Genomic DNA, 24780 nt, shown 5'->3' with positions numbered 1-24780 from the left:
CGGAGGTCGAGGCTTCAGCCGGATGCGGCGTCGCTGCCCGCTAAAGCGTCGGCCTCCGGTTGAGTCGCTCCGGCCATCGACAGGTCGAGCCTTCGTGGTACGGAGTTTTTCGGAAATCGCCTTACGGTGCCCCTTCCGGTCGCGTCCCCGCGCGGGCGATGGCGGTCTCCAACAGTTCCAGGAAGTCCCGTTCGTCCCGGATCAGGGCCACCTCCTGCGATGACACCGTGTAGCCATGGGGCCGGGCGATGGCCTCGTAGCGGGGGACGCGCGAGTGAAAGAGCCGCGGAAAGACCCAGCGGGTGAAGTCGTCGGGCTCGATCTCCGCCACATACTCCAGCCCCCGCGCCGCCAGATAATCCGCGACCGCGGTCGTGAGGAATTCCGGCCGATAATAGAGCGGCTTGGGATCGGCCTGGGCGCGCTTGATCAGCTTGATCTCGTCCGCCTCCGGGACCCGGATATACAGGATCAGGCTGTGCTGGGCCAGGAGCGAGATGACGCGCGGCTCCTCCAGTTCGCACAGGCTCCCGCCCACGTCGTTCACCAGATTGGCGTAGCCGTAGATCTCCTTGGCCTTGCGGATGAAGTCCGGCACATCGCCCATGGCCGCGATCTCCGCCTCCCGGTAGAGCGCCTGACGACGGCTGAACTCCGGCAACGGCAGCCCGCCCGACTCCGGATTGCCGAGCTTGCCGACGAAGCTCAACACGGGCCCCAGGTCCATCACCTTGATGTTGTTGCGAATAAAGATCCAGTCACTGCGCAGCAGGTCGCGCAGGAAGGGGTCGCGCATGGCGTGGGCCTTCACCAGGTCCAGGATCGGCTCGTCCAGATAACGGGTGCCGATGCGGTAGTCACCGGAGTAGTGGAACCAGTCACTGCGGCGCAGCAGGTCGGACAGCCAGGTCTTGCCGACCCCGGACATGCCGAGCAGGGTCACGCACTTGTGGGGCCAGGCGCGGAATTCATCGACGGTGAACTTCATGCTGGTGCTTCGTCAAGGTGGTGGGATGCCGCTGGTGCGGCGTGGGCCGAATCGCCGATGGTAATCGAGCCGCCGCCGCGCTGACCAGCACCCGCGGCCTGTGATCCACGGCGACCGGCGATCGGCGTAGGGTGCGCCGCGCGCAGCTTGCGCAGAGACGCAGCGGCATCGGGGTCGCACGGGTGGGCGCGGCGCACCCTGGGGGCTCAGGTTTTTTCGGACCGCATCGCGGACCCACCCCAGCGCCGGATGACCGCCCACAGCCGACCGGCCAGGGTGACGCCCAGAAGGACCAGGGCCCCGGTCAGCACGCCGACCAGGACATCCACCAGCAGCGGCGTGATTGGCCTCAACACGGCGCCCAGCGTCGGTGCGGCGGCCGCCGCATGGGTGACCCCCTCGATCAGGTGATGGGCGGCCGGGATGCCGTGGGTGATGATCCCGCCGCCCACCAGAAACATGGCCGCGGTGCCGACGACCGACAGCACCTTCATCAATTGCGGGGCGGCGGCCAGGAGCCCCCGGCCCAGACCCCGCAGGAATCCGCTCCAGTGCCCCGCCCCGGTCAACCGGCTGAGGAACAGCCCCGCATCGTCCAGCTTGACGATCACGGCGACCAGCCCATAGACCCCCAGCGTCATGATGACCGCGATCCCCGCCAGCACCGTCACCTGACTGAGGAAGGGCGCGGCGGCCACGATCCCCAGGGTGATGACGATAATCTCCGCGGAGAGGACGAAATCGGTGCGCACCGCACCCTTGATCTTGGCCCGCTCCAGGGTCACCAGATCGACCGCCGGGTCCTGGAGGGCGCGCGTCAGTGCGGCGTGGTGGTTGGCGTCCGCTGACTTGGCGTGCAGGAACCGGTGGGCCAGCTTCTCGAACCCCTCAAAGGACAGATAGGCCCCGCCCAGCATCAGCAGCGGCAGGATGGCCCAGGGGGCGATGGCGCTGACCGCCAGCGCCGCCGGCACCAGGATCGCCTTGTTGACCAGGGACCCCTTGGCCACCGCCCAGACCACCGGGAGTTCCCGCTCCGCCCGCACCCCGGCCACCTGCTCGGCGTTCAGGGCCAGGTCGTCCCCCAGGACCCCGGCGGTCTTCTTGGCCGCCACCTTGGTCATCACCGAGATGTCGTCCAGGACGGTCGCGATATCGTCGATCAGTGCGAGTAGGCTGCTGCCGGCCATGGGTTTGCTCTCCGCGACCTTGGGTTGACGGACTGCGGGGAGATTACCAGCGTTTGGGCACGAAGCCCGGCCGGTTCTTGACCTCCAGCACCTGATCGCCGACGGCCAGGACCAGAAAGCCCATGCGCTCCGCGTAGTTGAGTACGCTCTCGTGCACCGACAAGGTGGCCAGGATGCCGACCACGGGCAGGTGGGCCTGGGCGGGTACGAACTCCCGGAAGGCAGCGATCTCGTCCACCATCCGGTCCACGTCCGCGCTGCGCAGGGTGGCCTTGGTGCTGTTGACCACCGCCAAATCAGCGGAAATCGCGTAGGCGTCGAACTCCTTGCTGCGACCGTCCGGCAGGCGGTGCCAGATCCGGGCGAAGATGCTGTCGAAATCGTGACCGAAAGTCTCGCACAAGACCCGTTGCAGACTGGGGTAGACGAGATCCTCCACCAGGGTCCCGAGCTTGTTGGCCAGTTCACCCCACTGGCGGTTCATTTCCCGCCGCTCGGCACGGCTTTCTTCCTTGTAGGCGCGCATTTCAGCCTCGTTGCGCGTCTGAAGATTGTAGAGTTTGTTGAACTCGACGCCGACGTCGGCCACGAAGCGGTCGATGGACTCTTCGAGCCGGTAGGCGTGCTCTTGGGTCGCGGGCAGGGGTTTGGGCATGGCGTCGGCTCCACTCGGATCAGGCGGGAAATTATAACCGTCTACGGTAACGCGCAGCCGCCCCCGTTGGCCCTATACTGCCGCGCCTTTCCCGCCGCCCCCCAAGAAGGTCCCCCCATGCGCTTTCGTTTCCCCGTGGTCATCGTCGACGAGGACTTCCGCTCCGAGAACGCCAGCGGCACCGGCGTGCGGGTGCTCGCCAAGGCGATCGAGGAGGAGGGCATCGAGGCCCTGGGCGTCACCAGCTTCGGCGACGTCGCCTCCTTCGCCCAGCAGCAGTCCCGCGCCTCGGCCTTTATCCTGTCGATCGACGACGAGCAGTTCTCCTCCCCGGAGGAAGCGGAGAAGGCGGTCGCCCAGTTGCGCGCCTTCGTGGAGGAGATCCGCTTCCGCAACACCGACATCCCGATCTTCCTCTACGGCGAGACCCGCACCTCGCGGCACATCCCCAACGATGTCCTGCGCGAACTGCACGGCTTCATCCACATGTTCGAGGACACCCCGGAGTTCGTCGCCCGCTACATCGCGCGCGAGGCGCGCAACTACCTGGACTCGCTGGCCCCGCCCTTCTTCCGCGCCCTGATCCACTACGCGGCGGACAGTTCCTACTCCTGGCACTGCCCGGGGCATTCCGGCGGTGTCGCCTTCCTCAAGAGCCCGGTAGGCCAGATGTTCCACCAGTTCTTCGGCGAGAACCTGCTGCGCGCCGACGTCTGCAACGCGGTGGAGGAGCTTGGACAACTGCTCGACCACACGGGGCCGGTGGTGGCGGCGGAGCGCAACGCCGCGCGCATCTTCCATGCCGACCACCTGTTCTTCGTCACCAACGGAACCTCGACCTCGAACAAGATCGTCTGGCAGTCCAGCGTCGCCCCCGGGGATGTGGTCGTGGTGGACCGCAACTGCCACAAGTCCATCCTGCACGCCATCACCATCACCGGGGCCATCCCGGTCTTTCTGATGCCCACCCGCAATCACTACGGGATTATCGGGCCTATCCCGCTCTCCGAATTCAGTTGGGAGAACATCGAGCGCAAGATCGCCGCCAACCCCTTCGCCGAAACCGGCGCCCGCCCGCGTATCCTGACCATCACCCAGAGCACCTATGACGGCGTGCTCTATAACGTCGAGACCATCAAGGAGATGCTCGACGGGCACATCGGCCGGCTCCATTTCGACGAGGCCTGGCTGCCCCACGCCCCCTTCCACGACTTCTACCGCAACTATCACGCCATCGGCGAGGGCCGCGCCCCCTGCGCCGATTCCATGATCTTCTCCACCCAGTCCACCCATAAGATGCTGGCGGGGCTCTCGCAGGCATCGCAAATCCTGGTCCAGGAGAGCGACAGCCGCAAACTCGACCGCGACGTGTTCAACGAGGCCTTCCTCATGCACATGTCCACCAGCCCCCAATACGCCATCATCGCCTCCTGCGACGTGGCCGCCGCCATGATGGAGCCCCCCGGCGGCCCCGCCCTGGTCGAGGAATCCATCCTGGAGGCACTCGACTTCCGCCGCGCCATGCGCAAGGTCGACGCGGAGCTGGAAGAGTCCTGGTGGTTCAAGGTCTGGGGGCCGGACGAACTGGCCGAGGAAGGCATCGGCGAGCGCGAGGACTGGGTCCTGCGGGCCGACGAGCGCTGGCACGGCTTCGGGGAGCTCGCCCCCGGCTTCAATATGCTCGACCCCATCAAGGCGACGGTGATCACCCCCGGGGTCGATGTGGACGGCGATGTGGCGGACTGGGGCATCCCGGCCGCCATCGTCACCCGCTACCTGGTCGAGCACGGCATCATCGTGGAGAAGACGGGGCTGTATTCATTCTTCATCATGTTCACCATCGGCATCACCAAGGGCCGCTGGAACACCATGGTCACGGAGCTTCAGCAATTCAAGGACGACTATGACCACAACCGCCCCCTGTGGCGCATCATGCCCGACTTCGTCGCCCGCCAGCCGCGCTATGAGCGCATTGGCCTCAAGGACCTGTGCGACCAGATCCATGCCGTCTATCAGGAACACGACATCCCGCGCCTCACCACCGAGATGTATCTCTCCGAGATGGCCCCCGCCATGCGCCCGGCCGACGCCTTCGCGCGCATGGCCCACCGCGAGATCGACCGGGTCGAGATCGACCACCTCGAAGGCCGTATCACCGCCATCCTGCTGACCCCCTACCCGCCCGGCATCCCGCTGCTGATCCCCGGCGAGCGCTTCAATGCCACCATCGTGCGGTATCTCAAGTTCGCGCGCGCCTTCAACGACAAGTTCCCGGGATTCGAGACCGACATCCATGGGTTGGTCAAGGAGGGACTCAATGGGCATGTGCGCTATTATGTGGATTGTGTGCGGTGAGGCCGCTCGGCGCGCATCGCGCCTCTTAAGTCCGGGCGGTACGGGACATTCGCCCCGTCCCGCATGTTGCTCCGTCGCCGGCCGGTGCCGCGAGCCCGCGCGACTGCCGAAAGCGTGGCGGACGGGGCCAATGCCCCGGGTCGGCCGCCAGTCGCTGAAAGGACGAGCGAGGCCGCCTGAACGGGACAAGGGTTGTGCGGGGTCATGCCCGAGAAGCAGTCGCCGGGGTCTTGAAGACCCCGGCGACCGAATAGTTGCGGGCCTGCCGTAGGGTTTGGGTCGGCAGGTTTTTCTTAAATGTCCTCCTCGCCCTTTTCATCGGGCTTGGATGCGGGGCCTGTGGCCTGGACCCGGTGGGATCAGCGCCGTGTCACCCTCTGCTTTTCCCGACTCCGATCAAGGCTGCGGGCCAGGCGGGTCGCGATGGGGAGAATCTTAGTGTCTTCCTCCCGGAAAAGCAAATGGTCAGTATTGACGACAGCGCGAGTCTCGGACCAACAGGTCTTGAGGCAGGCGCCGTTTGCCGCCCCGCCGCCGATAGGCTAGGCTGACCGACCGCCCGGCGCGGGCGAGCGCGCCCCCTTGGCGCCCCCCCGCCCTGCCCCAGCCCACAGGAAGCACCGACCCCCATGCACAGCCCAGGCTCAAAGCTCCTCTTCGCGGGGACCATCTTCTCCAGCTCCTTCCTGCTGTTCCTGGTCCAGCCCCTGATCGCCAAGCAGATCCTGCCCTGGTTCGGCGGCTCGGCGGCGGTCTGGTCGGTCTGCATGGTCTTCTTCCAGGTGACGCTGCTCGGCGGCTATGCCTATGCGGACTGGGTGTCGCGCCACCTGAGGCCACGCCGCCAGGTACAGGTCCATGTGACCCTGCTGGCGGCGAGCCTGCTGGTGCTGCCGATCCTGGCCGGACCCCAGTGGCAACCGACCGGTGAGGCGGACCCGACTCTGTGGATCCTGGGCCTCCTGATCGCCACCATCGGGCTGCCCTACTTCATGCTCTCGACCACCGGGCCGCTGCTCCAGTCCTGGGTCGCGCGCAGCCTGATCGGGACCCATGTCTACCGCTATTTTTCGCTCTCGAACCTGGCCTCCCTGTTGGCCCTGATGAGCTACCCCTTCCTGATCGAGCCGCACGCGCGCATCCTCACCCAGGCCTATGCCTGGTCCGGGGTCTTCGTCCTGTTCGCGCTGTCCTGCGCCGGCTCGGCCTGGTACTTCCTGCACCACATCCACCGGCTGCCGCCCGCGTCCCATGCCCCTACCCATGAACCCGAGGGCGATTGGGACCCGCGGCCCCGGGACTACCTGCTGTGGCTCGGCCTCGCGGCCATGGGCTCCTGGCTGCTGCTGGCCATCACCAACCACATCACCCAAAACGTCGCGGCCATCCCCTTCCTGTGGCTGCTGCCGCTCTCGCTCTATCTATTGACCTTCGTGCTCTGTTTCGAGAGCGACCGCTGGTACCGGCGCGCCATCGTCCTGCCGGTGACGGCGCTCCTGCTGCTGGTCTGCGCCTATGGGCTCCAGGACAGCGCCATCGGCGTCAACATCAAGGTCGCCATCCCGCTCTATGCCGCGGGGCTCTTCTTCTTCTGCATGTTCCTGCACGGTGAGTTGGCCCGCCTGCGCCCCGGGCCGCGTTATCTCACCCGCTTCTATCTGATGCTCTCGCTGGGCGGGGCGCTCGGCGGGATCACGGTCGGGCTGATCGCCCCACGCGTCCTGCCGGCCTACTACGAGTTGGGGATTGGCCTCATCATCACCGCACTCTTGGCGATGCTCGTGCTGCGCCCGGCCAAGCCGGGTCGCGGACAGTCCCAGGGGGCGGCCACGGCGCCGACCCGTGCGCTGACCAGTGCGCTAGCGAGCGGCACCGCCGGGGTCCTGGCGATGCTGTGCGGCTATTTCCTCTACGTGCAGGTGGCCGACGACCTGGCCGACACCCGCCGCATCACACGCAACTTCTACGGCAACCTGCAGAGTGTGGATGTGCATCGCCAGGACCCGCACGACGACGTGCGCCAGCTCTATCACGGCTCCATCAAGCACGGTGAGCAGTTCCTGGACCCCGACCGGCAGCGGTTGCCGACCACCTACTATGGCCAGACGTCCGGGATCGGGCGGGCCATCGCCGCCACGGCGGCCAAGAAGGTGGGCCTGATCGGGTTGGGCACCGGGACCCTGGCCGTCTACGGGCGCCCGGGCGATGTCTACCGCTTCTACGAGATCAACCCGCAGGTGCTGGATCTTGCCCGCAGCGAGTTCAGCTTCATGAACGACAGCCAGGCGCAGATCGAGACCGCGCTCGGCGACGCCCGTCTCACGCTGGAGCGCGAGGCGCCCCAGGGCTTCGACGTACTGGCCGTGGACGCCTTCTCCGGCGACTCGGTGCCGGTCCACTTGATCACGGCGCAGGCCATGGACCTCTATCTGCGCCACCTGAACCCCGACGGCATCATCGCCTTCCACGTCACCAACCGCTTCCTGTGGCTGCCGCCGGTGGTGCAGGAGATCGCCCGCACCACGGGGCTCGCCACCGCCCTGATCCGCGACGACCCCACCGGCCCCGGCCAGCGCCGCACCGACTGGATGCTGGTTGCCCGAAACCCGGCAGTGCTGGAGCAGGCCGGCATCCGCGCGGCGGCGACCCCGGTCGCTCCCATCCCCGGGCTGGTCGCCTGGACGGATGATTTCAACAACCTGTTTCAGATTCTCAAATGAGCATTTCCCCTACCCTGATTACGTGGTCTCGCTGCGCTTTATCCAGCCGATGGATTGGACGCACAGCGGGGCCCGGGCGAATCGTCGTTGAATCTTAGAGGTGGGGGAACTAAAGATGCGAGGCAGCGATGGTTTCGGCACTTGAGGCACTCGGGCGCCTGCGCGCGGGAAACCGGCGCTTTGTCGCGGGCGAGCAGCGCCGCGATCCACTCCTGAGTCATGCGCGGCGCGCCGAATTGGCGCAAGGACAACGGCCCTTCGCGATCGTGCTGGGCTGTTCGGACTCGCGGGTGCCGGCGGAGATCGTCTTCGACCAGGGGCTCGGCGACCTGTTTGTCATCCGGGTGGCCGGGAACATCGTGGCGCCATCCCAGGTGGGCAGCGTCGAGTTCGCGGCCGAGCGCTATGGCACCCGGCTGGTCGTGGTGCTCGGGCACTCGCAATGCGGAGCGGTACTCGCCACCCTGGAGGAGTTGCAGCGGCCGACGGCGAGCCAATCGCGCAACCTGCGCTCGATCGTGGACCGGGTTCGCCCGTCCGTCGAGGGCTTGCTGAAGACCGAACTGCGGCACGACATGGAGGCCCTGGTACGACATGCGGTGCGGGCCAACGTCGGCGTCTCGGTCAGCCATCTGCGGCACGGCTCGGAGATCCTGGAGCAACTGACCGAACATGAGGGATTGATGGTCGTCGGTGCCGAGTATTCGCTGGCGACCGGGGTCGTGGAATTCTTCGATGGGGTTCCGGCCGACGCGCACGCGCCCTGACCGGCCACCGCTTCGCGCATCCGGGTGCCAGCCGATGGCCGCCAGCCAGATTTTTGCCGTCATCGTCGATGACCGCGAGGCCGCCGGTGCGGTCTTGGAGACATTGCGCCGCCGCGCTGACGTGGTCACCCGGGTGGAGCGGCTGCCGCTCGGCGACTATCTGGTGGACGAGGCGCTGCTCTTCGAGCGCAAGACCCTGCCGGATCTCGTCGCCTCCATCAAGGACGGCCGGCTCTTTTCACAGGGGCTGCGGCTGGCGAATGCGCCGCTGCGCACGGCCTTGATCCTGGAAGGCACCACGCGCGACCTGGGCGAGTGCCGGATGCACCGCGAGGCGATCCAGGGTGCCCTGATCGCCCTGACCCTGTTCCTCGGCATCCCGCTGCTGCGCTCCATGGACGCGCAGGAAACCGCCGGGCTCATGCTGTTCGCCGCGCGTCAGGCACGTACCTTCGCGACCGGCGCCCTGCCCCGCAAGGGTCTGCGTCCGCGCGGCAAGGCCCGGGTGCAGCAGCGCATCCTCCAGGGCCTGCCCGGCATCGGCCCGGCGCGCGCCAAAGGGCTGCTGGAGCGCTTCGGGACCATCGAGGCGGTGATGGCCGCCCCAGCCGCCGACCTGGCCACCGTGCCCGGGATCGGCGAGCGGACCGCCAAGTTGATCCGCTGGGCGGTGGCGGAGCACGCGGCGACCTATGGTCCGGCTGAGGTGTCGGATCCCGATTGGCCGCTGTGACCCGCCAAACCAACCTTGACCATGCTGCGTCCCGAATCGTGGTGATATCCGTCGCGGCCTGGGGGCCGCTCCTACGACGTAGGAGCGGCCCCCAGGCCGCGACGGGTTACCGCAAGGGCGCTTGGCCGGCGTTATGGTCAAGACCCGCCGCTGACCCGCAGGATCAGCTACGGTCGGCAAAGCCCGGATAGTCCAGCGCGACCTGCCCCAGCGGCTTGGCCGCGCCGGCCGGGCTGTAGACGCCGTAGCGGGCCAGTTCCGCGGCCGGGAGGCGGCCGATGATCCGTTCGATCTCGGTCAGGCGGGCGCCCTGGCGCACCAGGTAGCAGATGTAGGTGTGGCGCAGCGCGGCGGCGTCCACCTCCGCGGGGTGTGACAGACCCGCGTCGTGGGCCAGGAGCCCGATGCGCGCCATGAGCCCCGGGGCCCCCCCGGCCGCCGGGTCTCCGGACCACAGGGGGACGGGCTGATGCCCGGCCAGCAGCGCGGCCAGGGCCGGGCTCAGGGCGAGCACGCGCCCGTCACCGGGCACCCGTACCTGCCCGCCCGCGAGATCGATGTCCGTCTCGTCCAGGTCCGCGCACTCCCGCGGAGTGAGCCCGGACAGGAGCAGGCCGATCAATTGCCGGGTCGCCGGGTCCGCGAGCTCGGTCAGGGCGCGGACCTCGGCCGCCAGCAACTCGCGCTCGATGGCACCCGGCAGGCGCCGCACCTCATCCGCGTCCAGGGCCTCGGGGGCCCGCCGGGCGGCGAAGGCCTGGTCGACGGCAGGCTCGGTCAGGGCCTGGGCCGTCGGCTGTGGTGCAAAGACCCGCACCCCGGTGACCGGCTGCTGTTCCTCCTGCGAGCGTTCGCGCCTGGTCAGGAACTCCAGGAGCAGGATGGCCAGGAGCGCCGTCACCCCCGCGGCGACCAGGTTGTAGAGGAAGTCCCGCCAATAATCGGGCTGGAAGGGGCGGCGGGGGGCAAAGGCGGGCTCCACCACCTTGACCTGGGCATACCGGGCCGGGGCCTTGGTCTTGACCTCGAGCAGGCGCTTTTCCAGGTCGCGATGCTGTTCATCGACCCGCGCCAGGTCCTGTTTCAGGGTCTCGTAGCGGGCAAAGCGGGCGGTGAAACGCGACGCCTCGGAGCGCTGCACGCCGAGCTGTTGCTCCAGGAGGCGGGTCTGGCGGCGCGCCCGGTCCAACTCCCGGGTCAGCCCGGAACGCAAATAGTTCTGCCCCTTGGTCAGTTGCTCTTTGATCCGTGCCTCCAACCGGGCCAACTCGCCGGGCAGTTCCTTCAGGCTCGGCTCGCTGTCCAGGTAGACCTTGGTGTAACGCTGGGAGAGGACCGCGAGATCGGCGCGGCGCTTGGCCGCCTCCTGCTCCATCTGCTGCACGGCGCCCTGCTCGGCGGGCGGCACGACCTGCTCTCCGCGGGCGATCGCCTCGTCCAAGGCCGTGAGTTGGGACTGCGCCTTCACCTCATCGGCCCGCGCGGTGTTGAGATCCTTGGTCAGGGCGTCGAGCCGCGCCGGGGCCTGGTTGCCCGCCTGCTCCATGGTGTCGATGCTGTGTTCCTGGCGGTAACGGTCGAGCGCCGCGGCCTTCTCCCGCTTCTGGGCGTCGAGGCGGTCGTATTCCTCTTGGAGCCGCGCCTGGACCGCCCCGACGTCGCCCTCGATCTGGGTCTGTCGCCGGGCCAGATAGGCCTCGATCCAGGCGTTCACCAGGACCGCGAGTTGCGCCGGGGCCGGGCCGACGGCGCTCAACTCGACCAGATTGGTCCCCGCGGTCGGCTGGACGTCCAAGAGCCGCCGCAGGCCGTCCGGGTCCAGGGCGCTGAGCCCCGGGTCAATGGACAGCGCCCGCGCCAGGGTGTCCGCCAGGAGGTCCTGGGCCAGCAGGATACGGCCCTGGACCGCGACGTTCTGGGGGTCGGCACCGAGCGTCCCGGCAGTGAAGCCGATCCCCTCGGGGACCTCGATCAGCACGGTCGCCGTCGCCCGGTACTGGGCTGGGCGGGTGAAATTCCACAGGGACCCGCCGACCAGGACCAGGGTGAAGACCACCGCGAAGAGCCTGAAACGGGCCGCCTGGCGCAGCGGCTCGCGCACCGTCGCGGGACCCGGCGCCCGCGACAACAGTTCCACCTGAGGAACCGCGGGGCCGGTGTCGCGCTCATCATGGGCGACCAGCGGGCGATCTGATGTTGGCATCCTGGGGCTCCTGGTAGACCTTGGCGCGAAACGCGCCGATCATCGAGCGCAGACACAACCGGCCGCTACCGGGAGGGTCCGCCGTTGCGCACTGGAGGTCGAGGCTTAGCCGGACCAGGGCCAAGCCGATGCGATAGCGACCGGCTAAAGCCTCGACCTCCGGTCTCCCTGCGACCGACCGCGGCCTCTGTGGGTGCGCGCGGCGCACCCTACGTCAGTGGTCCGGGCAACGCTGCTGGAGGAAACCAGGCGGCAGCGCCGCGGTGCCGCCGGAGCGGACTCAACCCCCCCGGTGGTAGGCCGGGCTCAGCTCATGGACCGCGGCCACCATGGCCCCCGCATGGTCCGGGTCGACATCCGGCGTGATGCCGTGCCCCAGGTTGAACACATGGCCGCTGCCGTGGCCGAAGCTCGCGAGCACCGCCGCCACCTCCTCGCGAATCCGCTCGGGGGAGGCGTAGAGGACGCAGGGGTCCAGGTTGCCCTGGAGGGCCACCCGATCCTTCACCATGCGGCGGGCGTCGGCCAGGTCCGTGGTCCAGTCCACGCCCAGGGCGTCGCAGCCGGTGTCGGCCATCCGGTCCAGCCACTGACCGCCGTTCTTGGTGAACAGCACCGCCGGCACCCGCCGTCCCTCGGCCTCCCGGGTCAGGCCCGCCACCACGCGCTGCATGTAGGCGAGCGAGAACTCCTGGTACTTGGCCGGGGTCAGGGCGCCGCCCCAGGTATCGAAGACCATCACCGCCTGGGCGCCGCGGGCGATCTGGGCGTTGAGATAGACGGCCACGGCGTCTGCGACCTTTGTCAGCAGGGCGTGGAGCAGTTGCGGGCGGTCGTACATCATCGCCTTGGTGTGAGCATAGGTCTTGCTGCCGCCCCCCTCCACCATGTAGGTCGCGAGCGTCCAGGGGCTGCCCGAGAAGCCGATCAGCGGCACCCGCCCCTTAAGTTCCCGCCGGATCAGGCTCACCGCGTCCATCACATAGCGCAACTCGACCTCGGGGTCCGGCACCGCGATCCGCGCCACGTCGGCCTCGGTGCGTACCGGGGTGTCGAAGTGCGGCCCCTCCCCCTCTGCAAAATAGAGCCCCAGGCCCATGGCGTCCGGGATCGTCAGGATGTCGGAGAACAGGATGGCCGCGTCGAGCGGAAAGCGCTCCAGCGGCTGGAGCGTGACCTCGCAGGCCAGTTCCGGGTTCATGCAGAGATCCATGAAGCTGCCCGCCCGGGTGCGGGTGGCGCGGTACTCGGGCAGGTAGCGCCCGGCCTGGCGCATCATCCAGACGGGGGTGTAGTCCACGGGCTCGCGCAGCAGCGCGCGCAGGAAGGTATCGTTCTTGAGCTGGGTCACGGTGCAGGGGCTTCCAGGGCTGGGGTTGGGCGCGACGGATCGGTCGGGATCGGTCGCTGAGTAGGTGCCAAGGATACACCAGGGCGGGGCATCAGGCCGCAGGGAAGGCGCGGCGCGGCGTCGGGGACTGCCCTGAGCCCTGAATCCACGGCGTAGACGATCGAAATCCCCGTCAGGTGAACCCAGAGGTCCCCCATGCAGCCGGCCGACGACGCCAAGATACGAGACATCACCGCACGGATCGTCGCGGCGCTGGCGCCCGAGCGCATCCTGCTGTTCGGTTCCTATGCCTGGGGGTCGCCCCATGCGGAGAGCGATCTGGACTTCTATATCATCGTGCCCGATCAGGCGGAGCCGCCCTACCGCCTGGCCCGCAGGGCCTACCATGCACTGCATGGCGTCAAGGCGCCGGTGGACTTGGTCGTGCGCACCCGGGCCGAATCCGTACGCAATGCCGCCGTCGCCTCGACGCTGGATCGCGACGTGCTGACGCGGGGTATCGTCCTCTATGGATGACCACGCCTCCGAGCCGCAAGCGGCGGAGGCGTGCGAAGCCGTCGCGTGCGCCGGAGGCGTCCTCGACCATGTGCACCGGGCACTGGCAAAGTGTCCCTGAAACCAGAGATCAAGCCTTATCGCTCGCTCCACTGTCATACGTTGGAGGCCGTACGCCGCGATCGTGACAGCAGGAATGCGGCGTCCTTGACCCGGCCCAGTTTCTGACCGCCGCGGTCTCCGGGGTCATGACCAGCAGCACGGCCTCGCCGGCGATACTGCGCACGACGACGAAGCGGTCATTGAACCCGGGCTCCTGCTGGAGCTGGTCGGCCACGTCGCCTTGGACGAAGCCCAGGTCGACCGCGCCCGGATCATCCAGCGGCACCTTCAGCCGCTCGACGTTGTCCTGCGACCCCTTGGTCTCCAGGGGGCTGCACGGGAACAGCGCGCCCAGCGCCTCGCAGGGCGGACAGGCCTTGGGCGGTGAGACACAGGACCTCGATCTCGCGCCTGGTCAGGAGGTTCGGGACGTCCCGCTTGGGCGGATAGTCGACCCCCTTGCTGAAATAGAGCGCGCCCTGGTGCAGAGCGCGGATGCCGCACAGCAGTTCGGCGCCGCCGGCGCTCTTGAGCACATAGCCGCGCGCCCCGGCCGCGAGGCTCTGCGTCACATAGTGGGGCTTGTCGTGCATGGTCAGGATCAGGATACGGGTCTGCGGCAGCGCGGCGCAGAGCCGACGGGTCGCCTCGATCCCGTCCATGCCCCCCATGCCGATGTCCATCAGGATCAGGTCCGGGCGCAGACGCGCCGCCTCCTGCAAGGCCTCCTCGCCGTTGCCCGCCTGCCCGACCAGCGCGATCCCGGGGTCTTGGCGCAGGCAGGCGCCGACACCGTCGCGCAACAGCGGGTGGTCATCGACGATCAGGACCCGGATGGGCGCGACGACAGGCTCGCTCATGTTGCCTCCTTCAGCGGGTGATGGGGACCGGGATTTCGCCCTCGATGCGGGTCCCCTGCCCCGGTGCGCTGTCGATCCGCCACTGACCGCCCAGCAGCTCGAAGCGCTCGCGCATGTTGCGCAGACCGATGCCGGGGGCCGCCGCCGCGCCGGCCACATCGAAGCCACGGCCGTCGTCCGTGACCGCCAGCCGGACCGACCGGCCGACGCCGCCCAGTTCCACCCTGACGTGCGACGCCCGTGCGTGCTTTTCGATATTCATCAGGGCCTCCTGGACCACCCGGTAGAGCTGGGTCTCCACGATCTCGCCCAGCGGCGGGCCGTCCCACGCAAAGACCAGGTCGGCGGCGATGCCGGTACCCGCGCTGAACCCAGCGAGCAGTTCCTTGAGCGCCGGCTCCAGTTCCAGGTCGTCGAGCTCCGCGGGGCGCAGATTGTGCGAGACGCTGCGCACTTGCGCAATCGCCGCGTCCAGGGTCCCCAGGGCGCCCGCGAGGGTCTCGCGTTACTCGGCCTGGCCTTGCGCGGCCTGGGTCAGGGCCGCCTCGATACGGTACTTGGCGGCCGCGATCAACTGGTTGATGCCGTCGTGCAACTCGCGGGCGAACCCGCGGCGCTCGGCGATCTGCTGGCTGATGTAGTGGTGAACCAGGGACTGCAGGTGCCGGCTGGCGAGCCGGCCCTGGTGCAGGTTGGTCAGCAGGACCAGCACGGCGGCAACCAGGGTAATCAGCGCCAGGACCGCCACGATGGCGCCGAAGGTGGAGCCGATGCCGGCCTTCAGCCGGGCCCGCTCCCTGGCGACGCCCTGATTGATGGTGTCGTAATGCAGCCCGGTACCAAGCATCCAGCCCCAGACCGGGAGCAGTTCGACCAACCCCAGCTTCTCCTCCTCCCGCCCGGTCAGGGGGTGTTCCTACCGATAGCGCAGAAAGCCGCCGCCCGGGTCGCCCGGTTGCAGTGCCGCGAGCACATAGCAGCCGAGCGTGTCCTGATCCTCATAGATGCGCCCCCCGCCGTGGGCGGCGACCGCCAGCAGTTCGCGCACGAGATAGCAGCCGCGGCCGTCGCGGTGGTCCAGGAGGGTCTTGCCCACCAGGTCCGGCTTGAGACGGTGGGCCAGGCAGACCCCGATCGCGTCGTAGAGAAAGAAATAGCCGTCGGCCCCGAAGTGCAAGTCGGTGAGGATGCGTTTGACCTCGGCCTGGGCGGACGCCGGGTCCTTCTCCGGGTGCAACGCGGCCTGCGTCAGGATCGGGGCTATGGTGCTGCCGGCCAGGTCGAGCAGGCGGCGCAGTTCGTCCTGCCACGCCTCGACCAGGCGTTCCCGGAACAGGCGGCTTTGAGTCTGCGCCATCTCCGCGGACTTCCACCAGGCCAGGCCGATGACCCCCGCCATCAGCAGCAGGGGCAGGATGGTCAACAGGAGGATGCGGCGTTTCAATGACATGGTGGGGATGGCGGGCTAGCGGGCGTTCACTTGCAACCTCTCCTCGGGATCAGACCCGGACCCCATGTTGCCACAGAGTTGGGCGAGATTCATGTGCGCGACCGGGGCAGACAGCGCGTGGCGCGGCGTGGCACCGCGGGCCGGGCGGCGGGACGGCCGCGAACGACTGAGCCGAGCCGCCCGAAGGGTGGGGAGCGGTGCCGGGTTGGGAAAAGAGCGGGGGCGTCCCGCCCCCGTGCATGGTCGCCTCTGCCTGGAGTCCAAGGCTTCAGCCTTGGCGCGCGCCAAGGCTGAAGCCTTGGACTCCAGGCGCTTGGGCTGCGGCGTTTAACTTAACGGCTTCAGTTCAACAAACCACTAGAGAATGCTTGTCGCGTCGTTGTTTTGCATAGTTCAGCAAGAATCTCATTGTCAATGCCGGAGGTGTAGCGGCTGGGGCAGGCGGCTGGATGGCGGGCGCCGCTACCGGCGCCACTATCGGTAGCGCCGTTCCGATCGTAGGGACAATGGCCGGCGGCATTATCGGTGGAATCGTCGGGCATGACCGATCAGGATTTTAACAGACTCATTCCGACTCGCTGAGACGAATAGGCCTTGGCGGGCAGGAACAGTCGCTCGGACCGCCCCGGTAACGGCGTAAAGCCGAAGTGCCGATAGAAGGCCGCCGCCGGCTCATCCTTGGCATCGACGACAATACCGACGACCGCCAGGACCGCGCTGGCGCCCGCGACCTTGCCGCAGGCATCCGCAAGCAGGATCGAGCCCAGGCCGCGGCCCTGAAAAGCCGCATCGACTGCGAGTCGACCCAGCAAGGCCACGGGTACTGGATAGCGGGGCAACGTGCGCGCCAGATTCGGCGGAAGGTCTGAACAATTCACACTGCCGGCACTGAGCGCAAAGAACCCCGCCAAACGGTGCGAATCGGCGTCGGGCGCGGCGACGAAGACCCGTGCGACACCGCGGCGAACATCCTGCGAGGCATAGCGGCGAATGTAGTCATCGAGAGCGGGTTGTCCGCAACGAAAGGCCGCCGCGTCCAGCGCCGCATCCAGCGGGCGGATGCGGTAGCCGGTCATTGTTTGACTTGCTCCGCATGACGGTCGAAGGCACGCCCGAGCGCGGCGTTGGGCTCGGCGGGCGCGTCGAGGGCGGCGAGAAATGCCTGAAAATCAGACGCACGCAGGGTAATCGACTCATTGGCCTGCACCACCTCCTCGGCGCTGGCCAAGGCGTGTGTCAGCACAAAATCGGACACGCTGGTCTGCGCGTAGGCCGCCGCCCGGTCGAGCAGTTGCCGGGCACGGGAGTCGCAGCGGATGTTGAGGCGGCCGTCTTTGGTCGTGGTGGTACTCATGCAAAACTCCGGAAGTTGCCACTGAAGCCGAACAAAGTGTACTCCGATTGTACTCACTTTCCCAGGAAACCGACATCGGAGCCGTAGGCCGCGTCAAACCGCTGGTTCCGCCTGATGGCACCCCCGGACCCAACCGGCGCGCCCGCGCGCGGGACCCGCGCGGTCGCGTAGAATGCCGCCATGGACGTTTCCCACATTCTCGATCCCTTGAACGATGCCCAGCGCGAGGCGGTCACCGCCGCGATGGGTACCCGCCTGGTGCTGGCCGGTGCCGGCAGCGGCAAGACGCGCGTGCTGGTGCACCGCATCGCCTGGCTGATCCAGGTGGAAAATGTACCGCCCTGGTCGCTGCTGGCGGTCACCTTCACCAACAAGGCGGCGCGCGAGATGCGCACCCGCATTGAGGAGATGCTGGGCCACCCGGTGGGCGGCATGTGGGTGGGCACCTTTCACGGGCTCACCCACCGTTTCCTGCGCGCCCACTGGCAGGACGCGGGCCTGCCCCAGCACTTCCAGATCCTGGACGGCGACGACCAGTTCCGGCTGATCAAGCGCATCCTGAAGGCCCTGGAACTGGACGAGTCCAACTGGCCGCCCCGCCAGGTCCAGAGTTTCATCAACAAGCAGAAGGACGAGGGGCTGCGCCCGGACCATGTGGACGCGGCCGGTGATCGCTATCTAACACAGATGGTCGCCGTCTACCGGGAGTACGAGGCGGCGCGCACGCGCGGCGGGCTCCTGGACTTCGCGGATCTGCTGCTGTGCGCCCACGAACTCCTGCGCGAGCGCGCGGACATCCTCCATCACTACCGGGAGCGCTTCCGCCACGTCCTGGTGGACGAGTTCCAGGACACCAACGCCATCCAGTACGCCTGGTTGCGGCTCCTGGTCGGCCCCAACGACAACCTGTTCGCGGTCGGCGACGACGACCAGTCGATCTACGGCTGGCGCGGGGCGCGGGTGGAGAATATCCAGTCCCTGCAGCGGCACTTTCCCGGCAGCCAGGTGGTCCGCCTCGAGCAGAACTACCGCTCCACCGGCACCATCCTCAAGGCCGCCAATGCACTGATCGCCCGCAACCCGGGCCGGCTCGGCAAGAATCTGTGGACGGCGGACGGCGAGGGTGAGCCGATCCGCCGCTATGCCGCCTTCAACGAGGTGGACGAGGCGCGCTTCGTGGTCGAGCGCATCCGCAAGTACAGCACCGAGGAGGGCTACCGGCGCGCCGAGTGCGCCATCCTCTACCGCACCACCGCCCAGTCGCGACTGTTCGAGGAGGCCCTGATGAACGCCCAGGTCCCCTTCCGGGTCTACGGCGGACTGCGCTTCTTCGAGCGCGCGGAGGTGCGCGACGCGCTCGCCTATCTGCGCCTGCTGAACAACCCGGACGACGACGGCGCCTTCGAGCGCGTCATCAACACCCCTACGCGCGGCATCGGGGAGCGGACCCTGGATCTGCTGCGCGAGCGGGCGCGCGGCTCGGCGGTCTCACTGTGGCAGGCGGCGCAGGACCTGATCGCCGCGGGCGCCCTGGGCCCCCGCGGCACCGCCACCCTGGTCCACTTCGTCGACCTGATCCGCAACGCCCAAGCGGCGACCCGGGACCTGGACCTGGCCGAAACCGCCACCCATGTGATCGAGGCCGCGGCCCTTGCGGACTTCTATATGAAGGCGAAGGACGGCAAGGGCGAGGACCGGGTCGAGAACCTGGGCCAGTTCGTGGAGACCGCCGGGCGCTTCCGCCAGGAGGTCGAGGACGACGAGGCCGACCCGCTCGGTGCCTTTCTGTCACATGCCGCCCTGGAGGCGGGCGAGGCCCAGGCCGATCCATTCAGCGACGCCGTCCAACTCATGACCCTGCACAGTGCCAAGGGCCTGGAGTTCCCCAACGTCTTCCTGGTCGGTCTGGAGGAAGGGCTCTTCCCCCACAGCATGTCGGCGCAGGACCCGGCGCGGCTGGAAGAAGAGCGCCGACTCTGCTATGTCGGCATGACCCGCGCCATGCACCGGCTCTATGTGACGCACGCCGAATCGCGGCGGCTCTATGGCAAGGAGTCCTACCCGCAACCCTCGCGCTTCCTGCGCGAGGTCCCGCCGGAATTGATGGAGGAGGTGCGCGGGCGCGGGGTCTCCCGCCCGGCGGCGGCCCGCGCGCCAGTGCCCGCCGCGGCCGGGGTCATGGGGGGCGGCGATACCGGCGGCTTCCACCTTGGTCAGCGGGTCACGCACCCCAAGTTCGGGGAGGGCGTGGTGCTCAATAGCGAGGGGCGCGGGGCTCAGGCGCGGATCCAGGTCAACTTCCAGGGGGTCGGCTCGAAATGGCTGGTGCTCGCTTATGCGCGACTGGAACCTGCGGGGTAGCGTCGCTGGGCACCGACAAGGCGCATCACCGGATACCGAGCAACTGCGAGCGGAGGACGCGACATGATCGAACGATTATATGTTCATAATTTCAGATGTCTGGAAAATTTCGAGATCGTCACGAGGGAGTTACCGACGGCGCCGCTATTCGGAGAAAATGGCACCGGCAAATCGACCGTTCGCTTGGCGTTGACCAACCTCCAGAAAATCGGCCGCGGCATCAGTCGGGTCGGCGATCTTTTTGCACCTTCAAACGCTGGCTGGCGCAAATGATCATTTTGGCGCCGATTCCCGCGCAAATGACCGGCGACGCGACGGACGGCACCCTTGAGCCCCGGGTCGACGGTGCCGACATCGGGGATTGGTTCTCCGGGGTTCTTGGGAGAAAGCCGGCCGCTTACGCGCAGATCGACCGACACCTCAGGGACATTATGGCGGACTTCGGGGAAATAGAACACGTCCAGATCGGACCCAACATCACGCGCATAAATATTTCGTTCAAGAAAGACCAAGCCCGGCTGACCGTCCCCTTTATCAATTTATCTGACGGTGAGAAGTGTTTTCTCTTGGGGGCATTAGTGCTCTCCGCCAATCGCGTCTACGGACCTCTGTTCTGCTTCTGGGACGAGCCGGACAACTACCTCTCGATCTCGGAAGTCGGACGGTTCGTGACAGAACTGCGCAGCGAATTCGGTGACTCGGGGCAACTGATGGTGACCTCGCACAATCCCGAGGCCATTCTCCGGTTTTCCGACGAAAACACCTTTGTGCTCCATCGCAAGAGCCACCTCGAGCCGACCCTGCTGACCAGGCTCGACGACATTAAGCCCCACGGTAATCTTGCCGAGGCCTTGATCACCGGCGACATCATTCCATGATAAATCGTTGGGGTCCGCATGTTCTGGTACTGCCGGAGGATGACGCCAATCGGCAGATTGTGTAGCCGATACCATGACGACCTGGAGTCAGCAGGAACTCGACTGTAATCTAGGCGAGTTGGGAAGAATGCGAGCGACGGTGCGTCCGTGCTTGTTTTCCTGATTATATGGGCAGGGCATGACATACCGACGCAAGCGATGGGTTTCGCTGCGCTCTACCCATCCTACGGGGATACTTGCACAGTCGCGGCGCGGGGCAACGAGAAAGAGGTAAACTTGATGACGGAAATGCAGCACAAGACCCTGACCATGACCCTGCTGATGACGCCGGATATGGCCAATTTCTCGGGCCACGTCCACGGCGGAGCCACCCTGCGCCTGCTCGATCAGGCGGCCTATGCCTGCGCCTCGCGCTACTGCAATCATTATGTGGTCACGCTGTCCGTGGATCAGGTGTTTTTTCGGCAGCCGGTGCGGGTGGGGGAGTTGCTGACCTTCCTCGCCTCGGTGAATTATACGGGCACCACCTCCATGGAGATCGGCATCCGGGTCATGACCGAGGATATCATTCACAAGACCACCCGGCACGCGATGACCTGCTATTTCACGATGGTCGCGGTCGATGACGAGGGCCGCCCGGTCCGGGTGCCGCCGCTCCAGATCGAGACGCCGAACGAGCGGCGACGCTATGAAACCGCCGCCCTGCGGCGCGAATTCCGCCGCGAGATCGAAAAACGCCACAATGAGATACGCCAACTGCACCAGGCGGCGACCGGCGCGCCGCCCCCGGCAACTGACCTGTCGGCAACGCGACCCACAAGTTAAAAAATTCGATTAGGGACTGGCTATTGCGGTTATCGTTATCGTTGTCGTTGTCGTTGTCGTAATCGAGGTCATCGTAGCGCCTCGGATTCTGTGGCACCCTAAGATCCATCACCTCTCCGATTTCGATTAACAATGACAACGATTGTGTTTATCGTGTTATTGACTCGTTACTTAAAGGCTGATCATGAAACCAGAACAACAACTCGACCGCTTCCTCTCCACTCTCTTCCGCTATGTCGAGAAGGCCGTCCTGCTGCTGGTCGGCGGCTTGGCCCTGCTCGCGATCGGGCAACTGGTGATGGGGGTTGTCGGTAATGGCCAGGTGAAACTGGAAGACGTACTCCTGATCTTCATCTTTCTGGAGATCATGGCGATGGCGAACGTCTATTTCATCCGCCACAGCGTGCCCTTCACCTATCCCATGTTCATCGCCGTGACCGCCCTGTCGCGGCTGATCGTGCTGCAAGGCAAGAACGTCGCAATGGAGAATCTGTTGTTCGAGGGCGGCGCCATCCTGTTGGTCAGCGTCGCCATCCTCGTCATTCGCTTCAGTCAGCGTTATCACTGCGACGAGCCGGAGCGCGACGAGAGTGCAAATACCGAGCACGCGGCCCCAAGACCGCCATGCGGCTGAGGCTCGGGGCAGCCCCCACTCGCCATCCCGGAGCCTGAACGTCTCCGTAGGCTGGAATTCCTTGTGTCACGGCCTTTCAGGGCTGGGCCCCGCTATATGCCTCATACCCAGGGCGTTGCCCTGGGCTGGTATGTCACGCCCCTTCGGGGCTCCGACGAATCGCAAGATAAGACGAAACGCCCTACTAGCGCCCCGGATTCTCTCGCACCCCAAAGTGCATCGCTTCTCCAATTACGACAACGACAACGAGGGCCAGGCTGCGAGGTCCGGGCTTCGGCCAGCGGCCCCCCGCACGGGGCCGTTCCCCCGCCCCCGACGTTTTGCCCTTGCCCCCTCAAGCCAAAACTGGCTATTCTAAGGCCCCACGCATCACAACCGATGTTCTGCACATGCTCACCGCCGCCCAACTCCGAGCCGCCCGCGCCTTGCTGGGTCTCGACCAACGCCGCCTCGCCGAGGCGGCGGGGCTGTCGCTGCCGACGATCCAGCGCATGGAGGCGAGCGAGGGCACGGTGCGCGGGAACGTGGACTCGCTGGTAAAGCTGGTGGAGGCATTGGAGCGGGTCGGGGTCGAGTTCATCGCCGAGGGCTCACCGAGCGGCGGCGGCGGGCGCGGGGTGCGGCTCAGGGCGGCGGCGAGCACGCCTCCGCCGATCGCCGAACCGCTGCCGATGCCCCCGGCGGAGTCCGGCCAATGAGCGGCGCCGTGACCATGGAGCAGGCCCTGGCCCTGGCCGGGCTCGCGGTGGTCCTGGCCCTGGCCTCCGCGCTGGTGTCGCTGCTCGCCAGGCGGGTGCCCGCGACCCTGCGGCTGGCGGCCACCCCGCTGCTCGGGCTGGCCGGGCTCGCGGCACTGGCGGCGGGGCTGATCGCCCTGGTGCTGGGCGGCACGATTCAGACGACCCTGCCGCTCGGCCTGCCCTGGCTGCCCTGGCATGTGCGGCTCGATGCCCTGGCCGGGTTCTTTCTGCTGCTGATCGGGGTCGTTACCTGCGCGGTCGGGCTCTATGCGCCGGCCTATGTCCGCGGCTTCGAGCACGGGCACGATTCGCTGGCGGCCCTGGGCGGCTTCAGCGGGCTCTTCCTGACCGGCATGTTGATGGTGGTACTGGCGGACGACGCCTTCCTGTTCATGGTCGCCTGGGAGCTGATGTCGCTCTCGTCGTATTTCCTGGTCGCCTATCACCACGAGCACAGCGCCAACCGGCGCGCCGCCTTCCTCTATCTGCTGATGGCCCACGTGGGCGGGCTCATGATCCTGCTCGGCTACGGGGTGCTGGCGGCCTTCGGCACCGGCTTTTCCTTCAGCGAACTGCGCGCCGCCGAACTGCCGCCGATCTGGGCCGGGGTCGCCTTCGCCCTCGCCTTCATGGGCTTCGGCATGAAGGCGGGGTTGGTGCCGCTACACGCCTGGCTGCCGGAGGCGCACCCGGTGGCCCCGTCGCACATCTCGGCCCTGATGTCCGGGGTGATGCTGAAGGTCGCCGTCTATGGGTTCATCCGCTTCGTCTTCGACCTGATCGGGCAGTTCCCCTGGCAGTGGGGGGTGGTGGTCCTGATCATCGGCTGCCTCTCGGCCCTGTTCGGGGTGCTCGCGGCCCTGCTGCAGACCGATCTCAAACGCCTGCTCGCCTATTCTTCGGTCGAGAACCTGGGGATCATCTTCATCGGGCTGGGCCTGAGCCTCGTGTTCCTCAGCACCGGCTACCGCTCGCTCGGCGCCCTCGCCTTCGTCGCGGCCCTGTATCACTGCCTGAACCATGCCCTGTTCAAGGGTCTCCTGTTCCTGGGTGCCGGGGCCATCCTGCACAGCACCCACGAGCGCGACCTGGACCAGATGGGCGGGCTCTTGCGCCGCAAGCCCTGGACCGGGCTCTTCTTCCTGGTCGGGGTCCTGTCCATCTCCGCCCTACCCCCCTTCAACGGCTTCGTCTCGGAGTGGCTGACCTTCCAGGCGGCGCTGCAGGCCTGGCAACTCCAGAGCGGGGTCCTGCGCAGCCTCATCCCCATCGCCTCCGCCGTGCTGGCCCTGACCGGGGCACTGGTGGCGGTGACCTTCGTCAAGGTCTATGGCGTCGCCTTCCTCGGTCAGGCGCGCTCGCGCCATGTGCGGCGCGCCCGCCCGGGACCCTGGGGGATGCAGGCCGGTCAGGGTTTCCTGGCGCTCCTGTGCCTGCTGCTCGGGGTCTTCCCGACCTGGGTCATCGGGCTGATCGACGCCGTGCCGCGGGCGATCCTGGGCGGCGGACTGCCCCAGGCCAGCGCCTACGGTTGGCTGTGGCTGACCCCCGTGTCGCCGCAGACCGCGAGCTATAGCGGCCCACTGATCGTGCTGATGCTCGCCGGGATCGGCCTCACGGTCTTTTGGGGCCTGAACTATCTGTGGTCGCGCGGCGCACCGGTGCGCTGGATACGCCGCAGCGATGCTTGGGACTGCGGTTTCGCGCCGCCCTCGCCGCGGATGCAGTACACCGCCACCGCCTTTGCCCAACCGATCCGGCGGGTCTTCGGGCTCCTGTTCCAGATCGATGAAACGATGACCCGGCAAGAGGACGGCACGCTGCGCCATCGGCTGCATATCGGCGACCGCTTCTGGGGGCTCCTCTATCTGCCGATCGCCCGGGCGGTGGAGTCGGCGGCCAGACGGGTGGTGCTGCTGCAATCGGGCAGTGTCCGGGTCTATCTCGGCTGGACGCTGGCGACCCTGGTGGGGCTCTTATGGATCATCACATGAACCTAGTAACGGGCCAAGAACAAGTTACGCACAATCGTTGTCGTTGTCGTAATCGTTGTCGTAATCGGAGAAGCGATGCAATTTGGGGTGCGAGAATCCGAGTCACCACGATAACCTCGATTACG

Annotated in this window: 24 protein-coding genes; 12 read left to right on the top strand and 12 right to left on the bottom strand. The window is 67.1% G+C overall.

Going from position 1 to position 24780, the window contains the following annotated elements; all coding sequences use genetic code 11:
• Positions 1-121 precede the first annotated feature (121 nt).
• The 3 genes from THSYN_RS12905 to THSYN_RS12895 all read right to left on the bottom strand — a co-directional run bounded on the left by THSYN_RS12905 (position 122) and on the right by THSYN_RS12895 (position 2833).
• The gene (locus THSYN_RS12905) at positions 122-988 is read right to left on the bottom strand and encodes an ATPase (RefSeq protein WP_100919510.1); all 867 of its coding nucleotides are present in this window, start codon (positions 986-988) and stop codon (positions 122-124) included.
• Between the two features lie 206 nt (positions 989-1194).
• Entirely contained in the window at positions 1195-2178 is a 984-nt protein-coding gene (locus THSYN_RS12900; RefSeq protein WP_100919509.1) for a DUF808 domain-containing protein, read from the bottom strand.
• Between the two features lie 43 nt (positions 2179-2221).
• The gene (locus tag THSYN_RS12895; RefSeq protein ID WP_100919508.1) at positions 2222-2833 is read right to left on the bottom strand and encodes a hypothetical protein; all 612 of its coding nucleotides are present in this window, start codon (positions 2831-2833) and stop codon (positions 2222-2224) included.
• Between the two features lie 117 nt (positions 2834-2950).
• On the opposite strand from THSYN_RS12895, the gene THSYN_RS12890 reads away from it, so the two are divergent.
• The 4 genes from THSYN_RS12890 (at position 2951) to THSYN_RS12875 (ending at position 9408) form a co-directional block, all read left to right on the top strand.
• Positions 2951-5188, top strand: a complete 2238-nt coding sequence (locus THSYN_RS12890) for an arginine/lysine/ornithine decarboxylase (RefSeq protein WP_100919507.1) — start codon at positions 2951-2953, stop codon at positions 5186-5188.
• A gap of 629 nt (positions 5189-5817) precedes the next feature.
• Positions 5818-7908 carry a fused MFS/spermidine synthase gene (locus THSYN_RS12885; RefSeq protein ID WP_100919506.1) on the top strand — a complete coding sequence of 697 codons (2091 nt, stop codon included), beginning with the start codon at positions 5818-5820 and terminating at the stop codon, positions 7906-7908.
• Positions 7909-8036: 128 nt separating this feature from the next.
• On the top strand, positions 8037-8675 hold the full coding sequence (locus tag THSYN_RS12880; RefSeq protein ID WP_100919505.1) for a carbonic anhydrase: 639 nt from the start codon (positions 8037-8039) through the stop codon (positions 8673-8675).
• A gap of 34 nt (positions 8676-8709) precedes the next feature.
• Positions 8710-9408 (top strand): ERCC4 domain-containing protein, encoded by a 699-nt coding sequence (locus THSYN_RS12875; protein ID WP_100919504.1) that lies wholly within the window; start codon positions 8710-8712, stop codon positions 9406-9408.
• Between the two features lie 163 nt (positions 9409-9571).
• Here the strand turns inward: THSYN_RS12875 and THSYN_RS12870 are convergent, their stop codons facing one another.
• Positions 9572-11611 (bottom strand): GumC family protein, encoded by a 2040-nt coding sequence (locus THSYN_RS12870; protein ID WP_100919503.1) that lies wholly within the window; start codon positions 11609-11611, stop codon positions 9572-9574.
• A gap of 280 nt (positions 11612-11891) precedes the next feature.
• Entirely contained in the window at positions 11892-12962 is a 1071-nt protein-coding gene (gene hemE, locus THSYN_RS12865) for a uroporphyrinogen decarboxylase (protein WP_100919502.1), read from the bottom strand.
• Positions 12963-13157: 195 nt separating this feature from the next.
• Here hemE and THSYN_RS12860 point away from each other — a divergent pair, with 195 nt between their 5' ends.
• Positions 13158-13478, top strand: a complete 321-nt coding sequence (locus tag THSYN_RS12860; RefSeq protein ID WP_100919501.1) for a nucleotidyltransferase domain-containing protein — start codon at positions 13158-13160, stop codon at positions 13476-13478.
• A 109-nt stretch (positions 13479-13587) separates the two neighbouring features.
• On the opposite strand, the gene THSYN_RS12855 is transcribed toward THSYN_RS12860, so the two are convergent.
• From THSYN_RS12855 to THSYN_RS12825, 7 genes are all read right to left on the bottom strand, one after another.
• Complete coding sequence (locus THSYN_RS12855; RefSeq protein WP_100919500.1) at positions 13588-13845, bottom strand: hypothetical protein; 258 nt, start codon at positions 13843-13845, stop codon at positions 13588-13590.
• Positions 13832-14419 (bottom strand): response regulator, encoded by a 588-nt coding sequence (locus tag THSYN_RS12850; RefSeq protein ID WP_100919499.1) that lies wholly within the window; start codon positions 14417-14419, stop codon positions 13832-13834. The genes THSYN_RS12855 and THSYN_RS12850 overlap by 14 nt, the downstream gene beginning before the upstream one ends.
• 10 nt (positions 14420-14429) lie before the next feature.
• Complete coding sequence (locus THSYN_RS12845) at positions 14430-14873, bottom strand: sensor histidine kinase (RefSeq protein ID WP_100919498.1); 444 nt, start codon at positions 14871-14873, stop codon at positions 14430-14432.
• Positions 14874-14924: 51 nt separating this feature from the next.
• Positions 14925-15296 carry a histidine kinase gene (locus THSYN_RS12840; RefSeq protein ID WP_100919497.1) on the bottom strand — a complete coding sequence of 124 codons (372 nt, stop codon included), beginning with the start codon at positions 15294-15296 and terminating at the stop codon, positions 14925-14927.
• Between the two features lie 39 nt (positions 15297-15335).
• Positions 15336-15869, bottom strand: coding sequence for a cache domain-containing protein (locus THSYN_RS12835; protein WP_100919496.1), 534 nt, complete (start codon positions 15867-15869; stop codon positions 15336-15338).
• 548 nt (positions 15870-16417) lie between these two features.
• Positions 16418-16945 (bottom strand): GNAT family N-acetyltransferase, encoded by a 528-nt coding sequence (locus THSYN_RS12830; RefSeq protein ID WP_100919495.1) that lies wholly within the window; start codon positions 16943-16945, stop codon positions 16418-16420.
• A complete protein-coding gene (locus THSYN_RS12825; RefSeq protein WP_100919494.1) occupies positions 16942-17223 on the bottom strand; it encodes a type II toxin-antitoxin system TacA family antitoxin in 282 nt (93 codons plus the stop codon). Before THSYN_RS12825 ends, THSYN_RS12830 begins: the two co-directional genes overlap by 4 nt.
• 180 nt (positions 17224-17403) lie before the next feature.
• Here THSYN_RS12825 and uvrD point away from each other — a divergent pair, with 180 nt between their 5' ends.
• From uvrD to hyfB, 7 genes are all read left to right on the top strand, one after another.
• Positions 17404-19584, top strand: coding sequence for a DNA helicase II (gene uvrD, locus THSYN_RS12820; protein WP_100919493.1), 2181 nt, complete (start codon positions 17404-17406; stop codon positions 19582-19584).
• Between the two features lie 63 nt (positions 19585-19647).
• Positions 19648-19857, top strand: a complete 210-nt coding sequence (locus THSYN_RS35290; protein ID WP_216644748.1) for a hypothetical protein — start codon at positions 19648-19650, stop codon at positions 19855-19857.
• Positions 19854-20462: an OLD family protein gene (locus tag THSYN_RS12815; RefSeq protein ID WP_216644747.1), complete on the top strand. Its 609-nt coding sequence runs from the start codon at positions 19854-19856 to the stop codon at positions 20460-20462. Before THSYN_RS35290 ends, THSYN_RS12815 begins: the two co-directional genes overlap by 4 nt.
• Positions 20463-20741: 279 nt before the next feature.
• A complete protein-coding gene (locus THSYN_RS12810; protein WP_236848881.1) occupies positions 20742-21287 on the top strand; it encodes an acyl-CoA thioesterase in 546 nt (181 codons plus the stop codon).
• A 184-nt stretch (positions 21288-21471) separates the two neighbouring features.
• The gene (locus tag THSYN_RS12805; RefSeq protein WP_100919491.1) at positions 21472-21921 is read left to right on the top strand and encodes a phosphate-starvation-inducible PsiE family protein; all 450 of its coding nucleotides are present in this window, start codon (positions 21472-21474) and stop codon (positions 21919-21921) included.
• Positions 21922-22310: 389 nt separating this feature from the next.
• Positions 22311-22619 (top strand): helix-turn-helix domain-containing protein, encoded by a 309-nt coding sequence (locus tag THSYN_RS12800; RefSeq protein WP_100919490.1) that lies wholly within the window; start codon positions 22311-22313, stop codon positions 22617-22619.
• Entirely contained in the window at positions 22616-24655 is a 2040-nt protein-coding gene (gene hyfB, locus THSYN_RS12795; protein ID WP_236848880.1) for a hydrogenase 4 subunit B, read from the top strand. Before THSYN_RS12800 ends, hyfB begins: the two co-directional genes overlap by 4 nt.
• Positions 24656-24780 lie beyond the last annotated feature (125 nt).

The organism is Candidatus Thiodictyon syntrophicum (genome assembly GCF_002813775.1).
Classification (GTDB): Bacteria; Pseudomonadota; Gammaproteobacteria; order Chromatiales; family Chromatiaceae; genus Thiodictyon; species Thiodictyon syntrophicum.
Note: the sequence above shows the minus strand (reverse complement) of the source record. Positions and strands in the feature narration are given on the sequence as shown.

Coding starts and splice junctions, on each gene's coding strand:
- THSYN_RS12805 (WP_100919491.1), top strand. CDS start 21,472: ATGAAACCAGAACAACAACTCGACCGCTTCCTCTCCACTCTCTTCCGC.
- THSYN_RS12860 (WP_100919501.1), top strand. CDS start 13,158: ATGCAGCCGGCCGACGACGCCAAGATACGAGACATCACCGCACGGATC.
- THSYN_RS12875 (WP_100919504.1), top strand. CDS start 8,710: ATGGCCGCCAGCCAGATTTTTGCCGTCATCGTCGATGACCGCGAGGCC.
- THSYN_RS12800 (WP_100919490.1), top strand. CDS start 22,311: ATGCTCACCGCCGCCCAACTCCGAGCCGCCCGCGCCTTGCTGGGTCTC.
- THSYN_RS12825 (WP_100919494.1), bottom strand. CDS start 17,223: ATGAGTACCACCACGACCAAAGACGGCCGCCTCAACATCCGCTGCGAC.
- THSYN_RS12880 (WP_100919505.1), top strand. CDS start 8,037: ATGGTTTCGGCACTTGAGGCACTCGGGCGCCTGCGCGCGGGAAACCGG.
- THSYN_RS12810 (WP_236848881.1), top strand. CDS start 20,742: ATGACGGAAATGCAGCACAAGACCCTGACCATGACCCTGCTGATGACG.
- THSYN_RS12905 (WP_100919510.1), bottom strand. CDS start 988: ATGAAGTTCACCGTCGATGAATTCCGCGCCTGGCCCCACAAGTGCGTG.
- THSYN_RS12885 (WP_100919506.1), top strand. CDS start 5,818: ATGCACAGCCCAGGCTCAAAGCTCCTCTTCGCGGGGACCATCTTCTCC.
- THSYN_RS12890 (WP_100919507.1), top strand. CDS start 2,951: ATGCGCTTTCGTTTCCCCGTGGTCATCGTCGACGAGGACTTCCGCTCC.
- THSYN_RS12900 (WP_100919509.1), bottom strand. CDS start 2,178: ATGGCCGGCAGCAGCCTACTCGCACTGATCGACGATATCGCGACCGTC.
- THSYN_RS12835 (WP_100919496.1), bottom strand. CDS start 15,869: ATGTCATTGAAACGCCGCATCCTCCTGTTGACCATCCTGCCCCTGCTG.
- THSYN_RS12870 (WP_100919503.1), bottom strand. CDS start 11,611: ATGCCAACATCAGATCGCCCGCTGGTCGCCCATGATGAGCGCGACACC.
- THSYN_RS35290 (WP_216644748.1), top strand. CDS start 19,648: ATGATCGAACGATTATATGTTCATAATTTCAGATGTCTGGAAAATTTC.
- THSYN_RS12815 (WP_216644747.1), top strand. CDS start 19,854: ATGATCATTTTGGCGCCGATTCCCGCGCAAATGACCGGCGACGCGACG.
- THSYN_RS12830 (WP_100919495.1), bottom strand. CDS start 16,945: ATGACCGGCTACCGCATCCGCCCGCTGGATGCGGCGCTGGACGCGGCG.
- THSYN_RS12850 (WP_100919499.1), bottom strand. CDS start 14,419: ATGAGCGAGCCTGTCGTCGCGCCCATCCGGGTCCTGATCGTCGATGAC.
- THSYN_RS12895 (WP_100919508.1), bottom strand. CDS start 2,833: ATGCCCAAACCCCTGCCCGCGACCCAAGAGCACGCCTACCGGCTCGAA.
- uvrD (WP_100919493.1), top strand. CDS start 17,404: ATGGACGTTTCCCACATTCTCGATCCCTTGAACGATGCCCAGCGCGAG.
- hyfB (WP_236848880.1), top strand. CDS start 22,616: ATGAGCGGCGCCGTGACCATGGAGCAGGCCCTGGCCCTGGCCGGGCTC.